This is a genomic window from Aquabacterium sp. OR-4, from assembly GCF_025290835.2.
GTDB lineage: Bacteria > Pseudomonadota > Gammaproteobacteria > Burkholderiales > Burkholderiaceae_C > Pseudaquabacterium.
The window spans coordinates 593,554-609,450 of the sequence record NZ_JAOCQD020000001.1 but is presented as its reverse complement, the minus strand read 5'-3'; the positions used below and the strand labels follow the sequence as shown (position 1 = coordinate 609,450).

General features: G+C 72.9%; 11 protein-coding genes. 9 read left to right on the top strand and 2 right to left on the bottom strand.

What is annotated here, in order from left to right:
* The first annotated feature begins 23 nt into the window (after nt 1-23).
* Complete coding sequence (locus N4G63_RS02455; protein ID WP_260788933.1) at nt 24-944, top strand: MmyB family transcriptional regulator; 921 nt, start codon at nt 24-26, stop codon at nt 942-944.
* Here N4G63_RS02455 and N4G63_RS02450 read toward each other — a convergent pair.
* The gene (locus N4G63_RS02450) at nt 927-5,180 is read right to left on the bottom strand and encodes a YhdP family protein (protein WP_314599305.1); all 4,254 of its coding nucleotides are present in this window, start codon (nt 5,178-5,180) and stop codon (nt 927-929) included. The genes N4G63_RS02455 and N4G63_RS02450 overlap by 18 nt on opposite strands.
* A 127-nt stretch (nt 5,181-5,307) precedes the next feature.
* Here N4G63_RS02450 and glnE point away from each other — a divergent pair, with 127 nt between their 5' ends.
* The 4 genes from glnE to N4G63_RS02430 all read left to right on the top strand — a co-directional run bounded on the left by glnE (nt 5,308) and on the right by N4G63_RS02430 (nt 10,391).
* Nucleotides 5,308-8,067, top strand: coding sequence for a bifunctional [glutamate--ammonia ligase]-adenylyl-L-tyrosine phosphorylase/[glutamate--ammonia-ligase] adenylyltransferase (gene glnE / locus N4G63_RS02445; protein WP_314599304.1), 2,760 nt, complete (start codon nt 5,308-5,310; stop codon nt 8,065-8,067).
* Nucleotides 8,060-8,662: a rhombosortase gene (gene rrtA, locus N4G63_RS02440; protein ID WP_260788935.1), complete on the top strand. Its 603-nt coding sequence runs from the start codon at nt 8,060-8,062 to the stop codon at nt 8,660-8,662. Before glnE ends, rrtA begins: the two co-directional genes overlap by 8 nt.
* On the top strand, nt 8,659-9,585 hold the full coding sequence (locus N4G63_RS02435; RefSeq protein WP_260788936.1) for a DMT family transporter: 927 nt from the start codon (nt 8,659-8,661) through the stop codon (nt 9,583-9,585). The genes rrtA and N4G63_RS02435 overlap by 4 nt, the downstream gene beginning before the upstream one ends.
* Before the next feature lie 140 nt (nt 9,586-9,725).
* On the top strand, nt 9,726-10,391 hold the full coding sequence (locus N4G63_RS02430) for a glutathione S-transferase (RefSeq protein ID WP_260788937.1): 666 nt from the start codon (nt 9,726-9,728) through the stop codon (nt 10,389-10,391).
* Between the two features lie 54 nt (nt 10,392-10,445).
* Here N4G63_RS02430 and N4G63_RS02425 read toward each other — a convergent pair whose 3' ends face one another.
* Nucleotides 10,446-11,315 carry a ferritin family protein gene (locus N4G63_RS02425; protein ID WP_260788938.1) on the bottom strand — a complete coding sequence of 290 codons (870 nt, stop codon included), beginning with the start codon at nt 11,313-11,315 and terminating at the stop codon, nt 10,446-10,448.
* A gap of 62 nt (nt 11,316-11,377) precedes the next feature.
* Here N4G63_RS02425 and N4G63_RS02420 point away from each other — a divergent pair, with 62 nt between their 5' ends.
* From N4G63_RS02420 to N4G63_RS02405, 4 genes are all read left to right on the top strand, one after another.
* Nucleotides 11,378-11,947, top strand: a complete 570-nt coding sequence (locus N4G63_RS02420; protein WP_314599303.1) for a glutathione peroxidase — start codon at nt 11,378-11,380, stop codon at nt 11,945-11,947.
* Between the two features lie 321 nt (nt 11,948-12,268).
* Nucleotides 12,269-13,666 carry an NAD(P)/FAD-dependent oxidoreductase gene (locus tag N4G63_RS02415; RefSeq protein WP_260788939.1) on the top strand — a complete coding sequence of 466 codons (1,398 nt, stop codon included), beginning with the start codon at nt 12,269-12,271 and terminating at the stop codon, nt 13,664-13,666.
* Nucleotides 13,667-13,779: 113 nt separating this feature from the next.
* Nucleotides 13,780-14,526, top strand: coding sequence for a DUF1365 domain-containing protein (locus tag N4G63_RS02410; protein WP_260789534.1), 747 nt, complete (start codon nt 13,780-13,782; stop codon nt 14,524-14,526).
* Between the two features lie 97 nt (nt 14,527-14,623).
* Nucleotides 14,624-15,862: a class I SAM-dependent methyltransferase gene (locus N4G63_RS02405; protein WP_260788940.1), complete on the top strand. Its 1,239-nt coding sequence runs from the start codon at nt 14,624-14,626 to the stop codon at nt 15,860-15,862.
* The last annotated feature ends 35 nt before the right edge of the window (nt 15,863-15,897 follow it).

Sequence of the window (15,897 nt, the reverse complement as noted above, 5' to 3'; positions counted from 1 at the left end):
CACCGCCACCCACCCCATCAGCCATGCGCGCCACCGTCCCCACGCCGCCCGCCGCGCCCACCGCGCCCCAGCGCCCTGCCAGCCGGCCCACGCAGGCCGCGGGCGCCGGCGTGGGCCCGCTGCTGCGCGAGTGGCGCAACCGGCGCCGGCGCAGCCAGCTCGATCTGGCACTCGACGTGGGCGTGTCGCCACGCCACCTCAGCTTCATCGAGACCGGCCGCGCGCGGCCCAGCGCGGCCATGGTGCTGGCGCTGGCCGAGCAGCTGGCGCTGCCGCTGCGCGAGCGCAACCGCCTGCTGCTGGCCGCCGGCCATGCGCCGCGCTTCAGCCAGCGCGGCCTCGACGCGCCCGAGATGGCCGCCGTGCGCAGCGCGCTGCAGCGCCTGCTCGATGCCCACCACCCCTACCCCGGCGTGGTGCTCGACCGCCACTGGAACGTGCTGCTGGCCAATGACGCAGCGCGTGCGCTGATCCATCTGCTGCCGCCGGCGCTGCTGGCCCCGCCGCTGAACATGCTGCGCGTGAGCCTGCACCCGCAGGGCTTTGCCGCGGCCACCGCCAACTTTGCCGAGTGGGGCGGCTACCTGATCGACGAACTGCAGCGCGCCGTGGCCCAGGGCGCCGACCCGGTGCTGGTGGCGCTGCAGCAGGAGCTGCTGGCCCTGCCCAACGTGGCGGCGCTGCGCGCCGAACTGGCGGCCCACGGCGGGCGCGCCGCCGACGAGGGCCCGACCCTGCTGCTGCCCTGCGTGATGGACCTGCCGCTCGACGGCCCCGGCAGCGCGCCGCAGCGCGTGTCGCTGTTCACCACGCTCACCGCCTTTGGCACGCCACGCGACATCACGCTGGACGAGCTGGCGGTGGAGCTGTTCTACCCGGCCGATGCCGCCAGCCAGGCGCTGCTGCGTGCGGCGGCCGCGCGCGCCTCAGCGCCCGGCGCCTGAGGCAGCTGCGGCCGGCGCGGTGGCGCCCGCGGCGGCGGGCTCGAGAAAGCGGCGCTCCAGGCGTTCGACCTTGGGGTCGTCCCAGGCCCCGCTGATGCGGAACTCGCGCAGGCTGGCCTGGCGCAGCGGCTCGCGCAGCAGCCACTGGCCCAGAAACGCGCCCAGGCCGATGGCCGGGTTCACCGCCACATAGGCCAGCGAGGCACTGGCGGTGTTGAGCTCGGGCACCACCACCACGTGCAGATCCTGCGTGGCGCGCGCGATGTCGGCCGAGCCCTCCATCAGCACCGCGGCCTGCAGGCCACGCATGCGCAGGTTGTGGGTTTCGGCCACGCCGCGCCGAACCCGCACCTCGCCGCCCACGTCGTCGAAGCCGAAGCCCTCGGCAAACACGTCGCTGAAGTCCAGCAGCAGCCGGCGCGGCAGGGCCTGCAGGTTGAGCACGCCCAGCAGGCGGCCGGCGCCGGCATCGGCCTTGAGGAACTGGCCACCCTCCAGCGCCACCTGGAAGCCGCCCTCCAGCGTGGGCAGGTGCAGCGCCAGCGGCGAGCCGTCCCAGCCCAGCGTGCCCTGCAGCCGCCCCTTGGCGCCGCGCACCACGCGGCCGAAGCCCAGGCGTTCGAGCAGCGCGCCGCCGTCGGCGATGTCGAGCTTGAAGTCCAGCGCCATGCGCCGCCGCGCCGCGTCGCCCGGCACCGCCTGCCACTGGCCGCTGGCGCTCAGGCGCGCGTCGGGGTTGTCGAGCACCAGCCGGTCGAGCCGCCACTGGGCGCGCGGCGCGCCGTCGGCCCCCGGTGCCCCCCGGTTCACCGCTTCCACCGCCAAGTGGCCCAGGGCCTTGCCGCTGAGCTCGAAGTTGGCGATGTCGATGTCCAGCGCCGGCACGCTGGCCGGCACGCGATCGAGCAGGCCGGCCATGCCGTCGGCCTCGGACGGCGGCACCGACAGCCGCGCCAGCCGCGCCTTGATGCGCCCGGCCGACAAGCTGCCGCGCGCGTCGCGCCACTCCACCGTGCCGCTGGTCTGGTCGGCCGCCACCTGGGCGCGCCAGCCCTCCTCGCCCGGCTGGCCCATGCGCTGCAGGTCCAGCGTCAGGCCGGTCAGGCGCCGGCCCTCGGCCAGCAGCTCGGGGGTCTGCAGGCGGATGCTGTGCGGCAGCAGCGTGGCCAGGCCGGCGCTGCTGCCGGCCACCGCCGCGCTGGCCGCCAGCGGCGCGCCGGGCGCCCACAGCGCGCGCCAGGCGTCCAGGTCCAGCGCCGGCAGCACCAGCGTGGCGCGGCCACCGGCGGCCGGCTCGGGCAGCGGCGCGGCCCAGGCCCAGGCCGAGCGCAGCAGCTGCGGCTCGGGCCCGCTCAAATCTCGCAGCAGCGTGGCCTGCAGCGGGCCCAGCTCCAGGCGCAGCAGGTCGCGGCTGGCTGCTGCGCCTTGGCCCTGGGTCTGGGTTTGAGCCTGGGTCTGGGCGGGTGCCGGGGCCGCCGCCGCGGCGCCGCGTGGCTCGGGCTGCGGCGTGGTGCTCAGCCGCAAGGCCATGGTCTCGCCGGCCTGTTTGCGCAGCGGCGGCGGCAGGTCGATGCTCACGCCCTGCAGCGTGCTGCTCAGCTGCAGCTCGGTCTGGCCGCGCTGCACCTGCACCTGCAGGCGGTAGGGCGCCTGGCCCTGCACGCGGCCCTGCCACTGCGTGGCGGCACGCGCCACGGCGCCCAGCTCGGTGGCGCGGCGCAGGCCGTCCAGGCTGGCCGTGCCGGTGGCGCCGAGGCGCAGGCTGCCATCGGCCTGGGTGCCGCCGTCGATCTGCAGCTCGCCGCCCAGCGCCTGGGCCTGCAGGCCCGGCACCTGCACGCCGCGGTGGGTGAAGTCGACGCGGCCGCGGGCCTGGGCCAGCAGCGGCAGGTCGGTGCGCAGGCGCACATCGTTGCCGGGCAGCAGCACGCTGCCGCGCAGCACCGTGTCCACCGAGTGCTCGAGCGGGATGTTCAGCGCCAGGCGCAGCTCGGCCTGGCCGCTGGCGGTGGTGGGCGCCAGCGCGTCGTCGATCCAGCCGCCGATGGGCGTGGTGGCCACGTAGCGCAGCAGGTCGGAGGCCGGGCCGCGCGCCACGCCCTCCAGCTCGAGCACGGCCTGGGGCGAGAGGTCGCGGATGCGGCCCTGCACGTCGGTCAGCTCCACGCCCCACAGCCGGCCGCGGGTCTTCTGGAACTGCATGCTGTTGCGCTCGAACACCAGCTCGCCGCTCACCTGGCCAAAGGCCGGCCAGGTTTCGCCGGGGCCCGGCGGCACCGGCGCCAGCGTGACATTGCGCAGCTCGCCGGCAATGCGGAACTCGCCGTCGCGGCGGTTGACGAACGGAAAGTCCCACAGGTCGCCCTTGACCCGAAAGCTCACGTTGTGCAGCTCGCCACCCTCGACCGCGCGGGTCACCCAGGCGCGGGTGTCGGGGCCGATGCCGGTGGGCAGGTAGCGCGCCACCGCGGTGGCCCGGGCGCTGGTCAGCCGGCCGCTGAGCTCGAGCACGCCGGGCAGGCGGCCGCCCTTGGCGAAATCGGGGCCGCTGCCGGTGCGCCAGGTGGCACTGGCCTCGCCCTGGGCGTCGTCGTTGGCGAAGCGCACCTTGTCGAGCTTGAGCTCGATGCGCGGCGCGGCCTCGGGCGTGGCGGCGGCGGCAATGCGCCACTGCAGCTGCGCCGAGAAGCTGTTGAGCGGCACCACCGCCTGGCTGAACACGCCGGGAAACTCGAGCGCGCCCTGCTTCAGCGTCAGCGTGGCCTGGCCGCCGGACTCGCCGGCGACGAAGTCCAGATCGGCGCCGCGCCAGCCGGGCCGCCCCACGCCGTCGGGGCCCGGTGCGCTCGCCGCCGCAATCGCCATGCCGCGCACCGCGGCGCGCACCTGGTAGCTGGCCGGCGCGTCCAGCGGCCCGCTCCAGCGCGCATGCAGCTGCTGCACCGTGCCCTGCGGCGACAGCTGCTGCAGCAGCTCGCGCACGCTGCGGCCCAGCGGCAGGCGCTCGGCCAGCTCGGCCAGCGGCGCCAGATCGAGCCGGTCGGCGCTGAGCTCGCCGCCGGTCACTGGCGCGGCCGCGGCCGGGGCGGCCGCCGAGGCGGCGCCGGCCGCAGGCGGCGCGGCCAGCGTCTGGCGCTGCTGCACGCGCAGCGCCAGCGTGCTGGGCGCCCAGCGGTGACCGTCAGCGGTGTCGAAGGCCAGGCCGCTGGCGGCCACGCGCAGGCCGGCCTCGTCGCGGTCGGCGCTCAGGCGGCCGCTGATGCGCTGAAAGGCCAGCGGCTCGAGCCCGGCGCCCAGGCGCAGCGACACATCGGCCAGCGCCACGTCCACCGTGGCCGCGCGCGGCTGGGCCTGGTCCCAGTCGAGCCAGGCGCGCAGCGCGCCATGGCCCTGGGTCAGGTCCATCGGCAGGTCGACATGGCGGCGCAGCTGCGAGACATCGGCATGCGGCAGGTGGGCAAAGAGGCTGCCCTTCCAGCGCCGCCAGTCGCCGGCCCGGGTGAAACCCGTGCGCAGCAGGCCGCTGCCGGTGAGCAGCGGCTGGCGCGCCTGCGCGATCAGCGTGAAGCGCTGGCCCCAGTCGGGCGGCGGCGTGGCATCCAGCCGCATGGCATGGCGCAGGCCGCGGTTGCGCAGCACCAGCTGCACATCGGCCAGGGCCAGCGGCGGCGCGGCGCGCAGCTCGTCCACCCAGCGCAGCTCGCCACCGCGGATGACGAACTCGTGCTGCTCGAAGAACCAGTCGGCCGAGGCGCTGCCATCCAGCGTTGCGCCGCTGCCGCCCTCCACGTCCAGCCCGCCCACATGCCAGCGGCCGCGCGCGTCGCGCCGCACCTCGAGCCGGGCGCCGTCGATCAGCAGCTGATCAAAGCGCAGGTGCAGGCCCAGCAGCGAGGGCACCGACAGCGCGGCGGCCACGCGCGGCAGGCGCAGCGCCTCGCGGCCGCGGGCGTCGCGCAAGACGACATCGCTCAATTCGAAGGCCGGCACCCAGCTGCCGCTGCGCACCGTGATGCGGCCGATGCTCACGGGAGCCCCGATGGCGCGGCTGGCTTCACGTTCCACCCGGGGGCGCCATTCGTCGATGCGGGGCAGAATCCCCCAGTGCAGGGTCAGCCAAGCCACCACGGCTAAGCTGGCAAGCAACAACAAGGCACCGAAGGCCAGGCGCCAGATCCGCCCCAGCAGCCGCCACAGGGCAGTGCCCGAGCGGGCGGCAAGCGACGTAAAGGACATGAATGAGGGACGAGCAGCACGCAGCCGGTAGGCCGACCCGCCGCCGGCCGGCGTTCATGGCACGCCGCGCGCCAGTGATCGGGCGTCCGCAGCGCGGCGCAATCTAGCACAGAGCCCCCAGGCGACCATGGGTTCCGAACTTCACACGGGCGATACAACGCCCCCGGCGCCATCCGCAGCGCCGGCCGATTTCAGCCGCTACGTGCAGCGCATCCGCCGCCGCTATGCGGCCGAGCTGGCGCTGCTGCCACCGGGCCAGCCCGATGCGCCGGCCATCACCGCGCTGGTGCGCCGGCTGCAGGCCGACGGCCGTGCGCTGCCCTCGGCGCTGCGCGTGGCGCGCCAGCTGGTGATGGAGCGCCTGGTGGTGCTGGATGTCGAGCAGCGCGCGCCGCTCGACACCATCACCCACACCATGACCTGGCTGGCCGAGGCCACGCTGGAGATCGCCCTGGCCGAGGCCCGCGCCGAGATGGACGCCAGGCACGGCGCGCCGCGCGACGCCCAGGGCCAGGTGATCGACTTCTGGATCATCGGCATGGGCAAGCTCGGCGCGCGCGAGCTCAATGTCTCGTCCGACATCGACCTGATCTATGTCTACGAAGACGACGGCGAGACCGATGGCGCGCTGAAGGTCTCGGCCCACGAATACTTTGCCCAGCTGGCCAAGCGCCTGTACGCGCTGATCGGCGACACCACCGACGACGGCTTCGTGTTCCGCGTCGACCTGGCGCTGCGGCCCAACGGCAACTCGGGTCCGCCGGTGGTGAGCCTGGGCATGCTCGAAGAGTACTTTCTCGTGCAGGGCCGCGAGTGGGAGCGGTTTGCCTGGCTCAAGAGCCGCGTGGTGGCGCCGGCCGCCAGCGTGGCCAGCGGCCGGCCGCTGCCGCTGCGCAGCCTGGTCACCGCCTTCGTCTACCGCCGCTACCTCGACTACGGCGTGTTCGAGGGCCTGCGCCAGCTGCACCGCAAGATCCGCGAGGAAGCCCAGCGCCGCGCCGCCGGGCGCCCCGAGCGCGCCAACGACGTGAAGCTCTCGCGCGGCGGCATCCGCGAGATCGAGTTCATCGTGCAGCTGCTCCTGGTGGTGCGCGGCGGGCAGTTTCCCGAGATCCGCACCCGCAGCACGCTCAAGAGCCTGCAAAAGGTCAGCGCGCGCGGCCTGATGAGCCCGGCCACCGCCGACAGGCTGGCCGCCGCCTACGTGTTTCTGCGCCAGGTCGAGCACCGCATCCAGTACCTGGACGACCAGCAGACCCACCTGCTGCCCACGCAAGACCATGATCTGGCCTGGATCGCCCAGTCGCTGGGCCTGCGCGACAGCCCGCTGGGCGCCTGCGCGCTGCTCGACCGGCTGTGCGAGATCCGCGAGCTGGTGGCCACCGAGTTCGACGCCCTGCTGCACGACGGCCAGGCACCCGGCGCCGGCAGCAAGAACGGCTGCCGCAACTGCGGCCCCGGCCCGCTGCCGCTGGACAGCGAAGCCCTGCTCGAGCGCCTGCCGCCGGCGCTGGCCGAGCGTGTGGCCCGCTGGGCCCAGCACCCGCGCGTGACCGCGCTGCGCGACGAGGCACGGCTGCGCCTGGGCAAGCTGATGCTGCGCGCCGCCGCCTGCGTCAACGACGGCCTGTGCACCATCGAGGCGGCGCTGCGCTTCATCGACTGGCTCGAGCCGCTGCTGCGCCGCGACAGCTACCTGGCCCTGCTGGCCGAGCGCCCCGAGGTGATGAAGCGCCTGCTGCGCCTGCTGGGCCTGGCGCGCTGGCCGATGCAGTACCTGATGCGCCACCCCGGCGTGATCGACGAGCTGGCCGACCCGCGCCTGCTGCACGAGCGCTTCGACCGCCACGCCTACATCGCGCTGCTGGAAGAACGCCACACCGCCTGGGTGCGCGCTGGCGAGGCCGACGAAGAATCGCTGCTCGACACGCTGCGCCACGCCCACCATGCCGAGGTCTTTCGCAGCCTGGTGCGCGACGTGGAGGGCCTGATCACGGTGGAGCAGGTGGCCGACGATCTCTCGGCGCTGGCCGATGCCACGCTCGAATGCACGCTGCGCTGGGCCTGGCCGCGGCTGCGCCAGCACCACCGCGCGCAGCCGCAGTTTGCGGTCATCGCCTACGGCAAGCTGGGCGGCAAGGAGCTGGGCTACGGCAGCGACCTCGACGTGGTGTTCCTCTACGACGACGCCGACGAAGCCGACGAGTACCGCGCACAGGAGGTCTACGGCCACTTCGTGCGCAAGGTCATCACCTGGCTGACGCTGCGCACCGGCGCCGGCGAGCTGTTCGACATCGACACCGCGCTGCGGCCCAACGGCAGCTCGGGCCTGCTGGTCACCTCGATCAACGCCTTCGAGCGCTACCAGCAGGGCCGTGGCGGCAACACCGCCTGGACCTGGGAGCACCAGGCCGTGACCCGCGCGCGCTTTTGCGCCGGCAGCGCGGTGCTGGGCGGGCGTTTCGAGGCCGTGCGCCGGCATGTGCTGGCCGCCGCGCGTGACCTCGCTGCGCTCAAGCGCGAAGTGATCGAGATGCGCGAGAAGGTGCGCGCGGCGCGGCCCGTGAAGGCCGGGCTGTTTGATGTCAAGCACAGCCCCGGCGGCATGATGGACGCCGAATTCGCGGTGCAGTACCTGGTGCTGGCCCATGCCGAGCAGCACCCCGCGCTGCTCGACAACGTGGGCAACATCGCGCTGCTGCAGCGCGCTGAAGCCATCGGCCTGCTGCCCGAGGGCGTGGGCCAGGCTGCGGCCGATGCCTACCGCGAGCTGCGCCGTGCCCAGCACCGCGCCCGGCTCGACGAGCAGCCCACGCAGGTGCCGCCCGAGCAGATGGCCACCGAGCGCGACGCCGTGCTGGCCGTCTGGCGCGCGGTCTTTGACTGAGCGGCCGGCCTCGCCGCGCGCCTGGCTGGGCCTGAGCGGCCTGGCCGCGCTGGCGGCGCTGCTGCTGGCCGCCGCCGCACCCGGCTGGCAGGCCGCGCTGGACTGGGCGCCCGAGCTGGCCCTGCGCGAGCCCTGGCGCGCCATCACCGCCGCCTGCGTGCACCTCAGCCGCCTGCACCTGCTGGCCAACCTGGCCGGCTGCGCGCTGGTGGCGGCGTTGGGCGTGGCTGCTGGCTGCGGGCCGCGCGCCACAGCCGCCTGGGCCCTGGCCTGGCCGCTCACCCAGCTGGCCCTGCTGGCCCAGCCGGCGCTCACGCGTTATGCCGGCCTGTCGGGCGTGCTGCACGCCGCGGTGGCGGTGGTGGTGGTGCAGCTGCTGGTGGCCGGCCGCGGCCGCCATCGCGCCATCGGCGCTGCGCTGGGTGCCGGCCTGCTGGCCAAGCTGCTGCTCGAAGCCCCGTGGCAGGGCCCGCTGCGCCTGGTGCCCGGCTGGGACATCGCCATCGCCCCGCTGGCCCATAGCGCCGGCGCCGTGGCCGGCGGCGTTTGCGCAGCCGCGCTGGGCGTGGGGCGGCGCCGACAATCCGTGCGATGAGCGCCACCGCCCCCGTGCGCAAGACCCACCTCGACGGCCTGGCCATCGCCAGCCTGGTGCTGTGCTGCGTGCTGTGGGGCCTGAACCAGGTGGCCAGCAAGGTCACGCTGGCCGACATTCCACCGCTGCTGCAGGCCGGCATCCGCTCGCTGGGGGCGGCTGCGCTGGTGGCGCTGTGGTCGTGGCGGCGCGGCATCCGCCTGGCGCCCGCGGCCAATGGCACCGGCACCGCGGGCCTGCTGGCCGGCACGCTGTTCGCGGCCGAGTTCGCCTGCATCTTTCTCGGCCTGCAGCACACCACCGCCTCGCGCATGGTGGTGTTCATCTACCTGTCACCCTTTGTGGTGGCGCTGGGCATGCCCTTCACGGCCCATGCCGAGCGGCTGGGCGGCCTGCAGTGGGCCGGGCTGCTGGCCGCCTTTGCCGGCGTGAGCTGGGCCTTTGCCGAGGGCTTTCATGCACCCAGCGCCGGTGCGCGCCAGTGGTGGGGCGACGCGCTGGGCGTGCTGGCCGCGCTGCTGTGGGGCTGCACCACGCTGGTCATCCGCGGCTCGCGCCTGGCCACCGCGCCGGCCGAGCAGACCCTGTTCTACCAGCTGGCCGTCTCGGGCCTGCTGCTCACCGCGGCCTCGGCGCTCAGCGGCGAGGCCTGGCCGGCGCTGGCCGGGCTGCGCGCGCAGGCGGTGTGGCTGATGGGCTTTCAGACCGTGGTCGTCACCTTCGCCAGCTACCTGCTGTGGTTCTGGCTGATGCGCCACTACCCGGCCACACGCCTGGCCGCCGGCACCCTGCTCACGCCGCTGGCCGGCCTGGCCGCCGGCGTGGCGCTGCTGGGCGAGCCGCTCACCCCGCGCCTGCTGCTGGCCTGCGCCGCGGTGGCCGTGGGCATCGTGCTGGTCAACCGGCCGCCCAAGGCCGGTTGAGCCGGGGCACCCGCCGCCGCGCGGCGCGGCAGCACCCGCCGGGCGGGGGCTCGGACGGCTGTCGCCTGGGTGCCGCGCCGGCACCGGGCAGCCGCCTAGACTGCCGCCCACCCCATCCAACGGATCGAAGGAGACATTCCATGCTCACGCTGTGCGGCTTTGCGGTTTCGAACTACTACAACAAGGTCAAGCTGGCCCTGCTGGAAAAGGGCATCCCGTTCAGCGAGGAGCTGGTGATGACCGGCTCCAGGGACGAGGCGGTGCTGGCCGCCACGCCGCTGGCCAAGGTGCCCTTCCTGAAGACGCCGCAGGGCGCGCTGTGCGAAAGCCAGGTGATCTGCGACTACCTCGAGGCCGCCTACCCGCAGGTGCCATTGATCCCGGCCGACCCGTTTGCCGGCGCCAAGGTGCGCGAGCTGTGCACCTTCGTCGACCTGCACCTCGAGCTGGTGGCGCGCGAGCTGTATGCCGAGGCGTTTTTCGGCGGCAAGGTCAGCGACGACACCAAGGAGCGCGTGCGCAAGCAGCTGGGCAAGGCCATCCCGGCGTTCAAGCGTCTGGCCAGGTTCAGCCCGTACATCGCCGGCGAGCAGTTCACGCTGGCCGACTGCGCCGCCTATGTGAGCCTGCCGCTGGTGGCCGTGGCCACCAAGAAGGTGCTGGGCGAAGACCTGCTGGCCGCCGCCGGCATCGACTGGAAGGCCTATGCCGCCCTGATCGGCCAGCGCCCGCATGCGCAGAAGGTTGACGCCGACAAGAAGGCCGACGTGGCCCGCATGGCCGCAGCGGCCGCGGCCAAGGGCTGAGCCCCTGGCCAAGCGGCCCGGCCAGGCACTGGCCGAGGCCGCACAAGACCCCGCTCAGGCCGGCTGGGCGCCGGGCGCTGCGCCGCCGGCCGCGGCCACGCGGGCGGTGACTTCCTTGCGGAAGCGGTTGAGCTCCTGCACGCTGGCGAAGCTGCGCTCCATCAGCAGGCTCATGTTGTGCAGGATGCGGTCGACGACCTTGTTCTCCCACACCGCATCAAACTGGATCTGCTGGCTCAGCCAGTGCTCCAGCCACTCGGGGTTGGGCAGGCGGCTCTGGATGGTGTCGCGCGGAAACAGCTTCTCGTTGACGTGCAGGTTGGTCGGATGCAGCGCCTGCGCAGTGCGCCGCGCACTGGCCATCAGCACCCCCACCTTGGCGAAGGCGGCCCGCGCCTCGTCGCCAAACTTGACCATCGCGCGCTTCATGTAGCGCAGGTAGGCGCCGCCATGGCGGGCCTCGTCCTTGGCCAGGGTTTCGTAGATCTGCTTGATCACCGGCTCGGTATGCCATTCCGCGGCGCGGCGGTACCAGTGGTTCAGCCGCACCTCGCCGCAAAAGTGCAGCATCAGCGTCTCGAGCGCGGGCGCCGGGTCGAACTCGAAGCGGATCTCGTGCAGTTCCTGCTCGGTGGGCACCAGGTCGGGGCGGAAGCGGCGCAGGTATTCCATCAACACCAGCGAGTGCTTTTGCTCCTCGAAGAACCACACGCTCATGAACGCGGAAAAATCGCTGTCGTCGCGGTTGTCGCGCAAGAACATCTCGGTGGCCGGCAGCGCCGCCCACTCGGTGATGGCGTTCATCTTGATCGTCATCGCCTGTTCGTCGCTCAGCCGGCTGGCATCGAACTGATCCCAGGCGATGTCGGAATCCATGTTCCAGCGCACGGCTTCGAGCTGTTTGAAGAGTTCTGGGTAGAGCATGCAGGGTTCCTGGCCAGGTACACGTCGGGACAACGCGTTGATTTTAGTTTGACGGGGGTCGAATGGCACGTTTGAACGTCCTGATCGCAGGGCTGCTGCTGGCTGGCAGCGCTGCGTCATCTTCAGCCGCACCGGCGGCCTGCCCGGCGCTGCTGCAGCACAAGCTGCCGCGCCTGCAGGATGAAAAGCCGGTGGACCTGTGCACCTGGTCGGGCAAGGTGGTGCTGGTGGTCAACACCGCCAGCTACTGCGGCTTTACCTCGCAGTACAAGTCGCTGGAGGCACTGTCCGACCGCTACCGCGCCCGCGGCCTGGTGGTGTTGGGCTTTCCCAGCAACGACTTCGGCGCGCAAGAGCCGGGCAGCAATGGCGACATCGCCGCCTTCTGCGAAAACACCTTCGGCGTGCGCTTTCCGATGTTCGCCAAATCGGTGGTCAGCGGCCGCGGCGGCGCTGCACCCAATGCGCTCTACGCGCAGCTGGCGCAGCGCACCGGCCAGGCGCCGAAGTGGAACTTCCACAAGTACCTGATCGGCCGCGACGGCACGCAGGTGAGCAGCCACGCGTCGGCGGTCGAGCCCAATGACCCCAAGTTCATCCAGGAAATAGAGAAACTTCTGAAGACAGATTGAGACTGGTCGGTCATGATTGAACTCATCAGTTCATTTCATGGCCTACCGGACTCATTCGATGCACTCGTTCGGCACATCCAGAGCGGAACTTCCGCACGGAAGCACACTCAATGCTCGAACCTGGGCGCCGAAATTCCGCCCATGCGCGTCCCGCCGGTCGCTGTCTGCCGGCGGGTTGTCCAGCCCGCAACCGTTTCTCGCGCCGTGCAGCCTTTCGGATGTCCGAAGTGAAATCCTGAGGCCTTTCTCCTCCTCCTCCCTCCCTCCCTCGTTGGTCTCGGGGCGCTGCACGGCGCTCTTCTCTGCCCGGTGGGGTGCGCCATGAGCGCGCCTCGCCCCCTCCTTCCCGCCACCGCCCCGCGCGCCGCCACCGGCCGGCCGCGCGTGGCCGTGGTTGGCTCGGGCATCTCGGGCCTGGCGGCGGCCTACCACCTCACCGGTCAGGCCGACGTCACGCTGTTCGAGGCCGGCCGGCACTTTGGCGGCCATGCCAACACGGTGGATCTCACGCTCGACGGCGTGACCCATGGCGTCGACACCGGCTTTCTGGTGTTCAACCACGCCACCTACCCGAACCTGGTGCAGCTGTTTGACACGCTGCAGGTGCCCACCGCGGCGTCGGACATGTCGTTCTCGGTGCAGGTGCCGCAGGCCGGGCTGGAGTGGAGCGGCACCAACCTCGACAGCGTGTTCGCCCAGCGCCGCAACCTGCTGCGCCCGCGCTTCGTGCGCATGCTGGCCGACCTGATGCGGTTCAACCGCGCCACCACCGCCATTGCCGAGCGCGGCGACGAGGCGGCCCTGCAGATCACGCTGGGCGACTTTCTGGCCGAAGGCGGCTACAGCACGGCCTTTCGCGACTGGTACCTGCTGCCGATGCTGGGCTGCATCTGGAGCTGCCCCACCGACCAGATGCTGCGCTTTCCGGTGGCCACGATGATCCGCTTCTGCCACAACCACGGGCTGATCCGCGTGGCCAACCGGCCGCAGTGGCACACCGTGGCCGGCGGCTCGCGCGAGTACGTGCGGCGCATGCTGGCGCACCTGGCCGATGCCCGCCTGGCCACGCCGGTGCGCGCGGTGCGGCGCGTGCCGCCCCATGGGCAGGCAGGCAGCGGCGGCGCCGGCGTGTGGCTCGATCTGGACAGCGGCGCCGAGCGCTTTGACGAGGTGGTGCTGGCCACCCACAGCGACCAGAGCCTGGCGCTGCTGGGCAGCCATGCCAGCACCGACGAGCGGGCGGTGCTGGGCGCCATCCGCTACCACCGCAACCGCGCGCTGCTGCACACCGACGCCAGCCTGCTGCCGCAGCGCCGCAAGGCCTGGGCCGCCTGGAACTACGTGCGCGCCCCGGCCGCCCAGGCCGAGCAGAGCGCCGTGTGCCTGCACTACCTGATCAACCGCCTGCAGCCCCTGCCGTGGCAGACGCCGGTGCTGGTGTCGATGAACCCGACGCGCGAGCCCGCTGCGGCGACGGTGCACGCCGAGTTCGATTACGCCCACCCGGTGTTCGACCTGGCGGCCATGGCCGCGCAGGCCCGCGTGCCGCAGCTGCAGGGCGGCGGCCATGTGTGGTTTGCCGGCGCCTGGACGCGTTACGGCTTCCACGAAGACGGCCTGCGCTCGGGCCTGGCCGTGGCCGGCGCCTTGCAGCAGCGCTGGGGCGAGCAAGGCCTGGCCACCGCCCACGCCGGCCGCAGCGCCAGGAGCGCCGCGTGAGCCCCCTGCCGCAGGCCGCCATCGCGCCACCACCCGACGCAGACGCAGACGCAGACGCAGACCCCGGCCGCGGCGCTGCCGCGTGGGGCCGGCCCTGGGGCCAGCGCGCGCAGCTGGCCATCGGCCGCGTGCTGCACCAGCGCCTGCGGCCGGCGCCACACCGGCTCAACGTGCCCACCTGGTTCTTGCTGCTGCCGTTGCGCAGCCTGCGCGCGGCGCCCGATGCCACGCTGCGCCGCAACCGCGCCGGCTGGGTGAGCTTTCACGATGCCGACCACGGCGATGGCCGCGCCGATTGCCTGCAATGGCTGGACGAGCAGCTGCAGCGCGCCGGCATTGCCGACGCCGACGGCGAAGCCTGGCTGCACACCTACCCGCGCGTGCTGGGCTTTTGCTTCAACCCGGTGAGCTTCTGGTACTGCCACCGCCGCGACGGCACGCTGGCCGCGGTGCTGGCCGAGGTCAACAACACCTTTGGCGGTCGCCATTGCTATCTGCTGAGCGGGCCCACGCTGGCCTTCGGCGCCGAGCAGCGCGCCGACAAGGCCTTCCACGTCTCGCCCTTCTGCCAGGTGGAGGGTGCCTACCGCTTCCGCTTCCTGCGCACCGCCGCGGCACACGACGGCGGCGGCCACACGCTGGTGCGCATCGACTACGACGACGCCAGCGGGCCGCTGCTGGCCACCTCGGTGAGCGGCGAGCTGGCCGAGCTGAGCCCCGCCCGCCTGCGCCGCGCGCTGCGCCAATGGCCGCTGCTGACGCTGGGCGTGATGGCCCGCATCCACTGGCACGCGCTGCGCCTGCTGCTCAAGCGCGTGCCCTTCTTCGGCACGGCGCCGGCACGCCAGGCCTCGCATTGAGCCCATGCACTGATCCCACGCACCGAGCCCACGCACGCCGGCCCGCCTGATCGCCCTCACCGCACCCTTTGCCCGACCCCTCGTGAGCCCCACCGCCATGCCCACCTCCGCCACCACCTTCTCCCCGATGCCCACGGTGCCCGGCGGCGCCCCGGCCGCTGCCCGCGCGGTGTTTGCGCTGCTGGCCCGCCTGCAGGTCGGCCGGCTCGACGTGCAGCTGCCCGATGGCGCGCTGGCCCACTTCGGCGCGCCCGGCGCCGGCCACGACGGCCCGCATGCCACGCTGCGGCTGCGCAACTGGAACGTCTGCGCCGCGGCGCTGCGCTCGGGCGACATCGGCGTGGCCGAGACCTACATCGCCGGCGACTGGACCACCACCGACCTGGCCGCGCTGCTGGGCCTGTTCATCGCCAACCGCGCGGCGCTGGAGGAGGTGGTCTACGGCCACTGGTGGGGCAATCTGCTGCACCGCCTGCGCCACTGGACCCATCGCAACTCACGCGCCGGCAGCCGCCGCAACATCCACGCCCACTACGACCTGGGCAATGCCTTCTACCGGCTGTGGCTGGACGGCAGCATGAATTACTCGAGCGCCTGGTTCAACGGCGACCGCCAGCAGCCCATGGCCCAGGCGCAGCAGGCCAAGATGCGGCGCGCCATTGGCGAATGCGGCCTGCAGGACGGCCAGCGCCTGCTGGAGATCGGCTGCGGCTGGGGGGCGCTGGCCGAGTGCGCGGTGCGCGAGTTCGGCGCGCGCGTCACCGGCGTGACCTTGTCGACCGAGCAGCTCGCCTTCGGCCGCCAGCGCCTGGCCGATGGCGGCCTGCTGACCCAGGCCGAGCTGCGCCTGCAGGACTACCGCGACATCGACGACGAGCCCTTCGATGCCATCGTCTCGATCGAGATGTTCGAGGCGGTGGGCCGCGCCTACTGGGCCAGCTGGTTCGACACCGTGCGCCGCAAGCTCAAGCCCGGCGGCCGGGCCTGCGTGCAGACCATCACCATCCGCGACGAGCTGTTCGAGCGCTACGTGGGCGGCACCGACTTCATCCAGCAGTACATCTTTCCCGGCGGCCTGCTGCCCAGCCCCGCCGTGTTTCGCGAGCAGGCCCGCCTGGCCGGGCTGACCGTGGTCAAGGAGCTGGCCTTCGGCGCCGACTACGCCGAAACCCTGCGCCGCTGGCGCGCCGACTTCCTGCGCCAGGAAGACGCGGTGCGCGCGCAGGGCTTCGACACCCGCTTCCTGCGCACCTGGGAGTTCTACCTCGCCTACTGCGAGGCCGCCTTCAGCGCGGGCAGCACCGACGTCATGCAGTTCACCCTGGCCCACGCCTGAGCGGCCCGGCAACCGCTGTCGGCGTCTCGCCATCC

Bases quoted from the DNA above. Each gene is read 5' to 3' on its own strand.
- N4G63_RS02450 (WP_314599305.1), bottom strand. From the start codon at position 5,180: ATGTCCTTTACGTCGCTTGCCGCCCGCTCGGGCACTGCCCTGTGGCGG.
- N4G63_RS02425 (WP_260788938.1), bottom strand. From the start codon at position 11,315: ATGCTCTACCCAGAACTCTTCAAACAGCTCGAAGCCGTGCGCTGGAAC.
- N4G63_RS02415 (WP_260788939.1), top strand. From the start codon at position 12,269: ATGAGCGCGCCTCGCCCCCTCCTTCCCGCCACCGCCCCGCGCGCCGCC.
- N4G63_RS02430 (WP_260788937.1), top strand. From the start codon at position 9,726: ATGCTCACGCTGTGCGGCTTTGCGGTTTCGAACTACTACAACAAGGTC.
- N4G63_RS02455 (WP_260788933.1), top strand. From the start codon at position 24: ATGCGCGCCACCGTCCCCACGCCGCCCGCCGCGCCCACCGCGCCCCAG.
- N4G63_RS02435 (WP_260788936.1), top strand. From the start codon at position 8,659: ATGAGCGCCACCGCCCCCGTGCGCAAGACCCACCTCGACGGCCTGGCC.
- N4G63_RS02405 (WP_260788940.1), top strand. From the start codon at position 14,624: ATGCCCACCTCCGCCACCACCTTCTCCCCGATGCCCACGGTGCCCGGC.
- N4G63_RS02420 (WP_314599303.1), top strand. From the start codon at position 11,378: ATGGCACGTTTGAACGTCCTGATCGCAGGGCTGCTGCTGGCTGGCAGC.
- glnE (WP_314599304.1), top strand. From the start codon at position 5,308: ATGGGTTCCGAACTTCACACGGGCGATACAACGCCCCCGGCGCCATCC.